Origin of the sequence: Neobacillus drentensis (genome assembly GCF_036966985.1) — a bacterium.
Classification (GTDB): domain Bacteria; phylum Bacillota; class Bacilli; order Bacillales; family Cytobacillaceae; genus Neobacillus; species Neobacillus drentensis_E.
The window spans coordinates 1-474 of sequence record NZ_JBALSN010000080.1 but is presented as its reverse complement, the minus strand read 5'-3'; the positions used below and the strand labels follow the sequence as shown (position 1 = coordinate 474).

The 474-nt window shown below is 51.5% G+C and carries 1 pseudogene; it reads right to left on the bottom strand.

Annotated features, from left to right (window positions below):
• Positions 1–474 (bottom strand): annotated as a pseudogene (locus tag V7659_RS05830) (hypothetical protein); the annotation flags it as partial.

Below are 474 nucleotides of genomic sequence, written 5' to 3'. Positions count from 1 at the left end.
AATCCTTGTGGCATTTGACCGAATGCTGACGGATTCATGTAAGGGGAACCCATTGGTGCCTGTGGTGATTGAGCCCCCATTACAGCCCCCTGATTATAGGCTGGGTTCATAACAGGCAATTGCGGCATAAATGATGATTCCTCATCGAATTGTGGCGCAACAAACGAAGTTCCTGCAACAGATGGAGCTGCCCCCGGATTACCTGGGAACCCACTAGGCATCACAGGCGGCATTGGAATCGCCCCTCCTTGCCCTTGTGGGAAAGGCACGAATGGATGCATAGGCATCGGGAATCCGCCAAATGGAGGACAGAATCCAGGCCCTGGCATAATTGGAGTAACCGGAACACAATAATCCTGTTGCGGTGCTACCTCTATAGGCGCTTCCATCACTGGTGGTGGCGCTGGAACAACAGGGGTCTCTTTGATTGGCGCTTCCTTAATTGGAGCTTCTTTGATTGGTGCTTCTTTGATT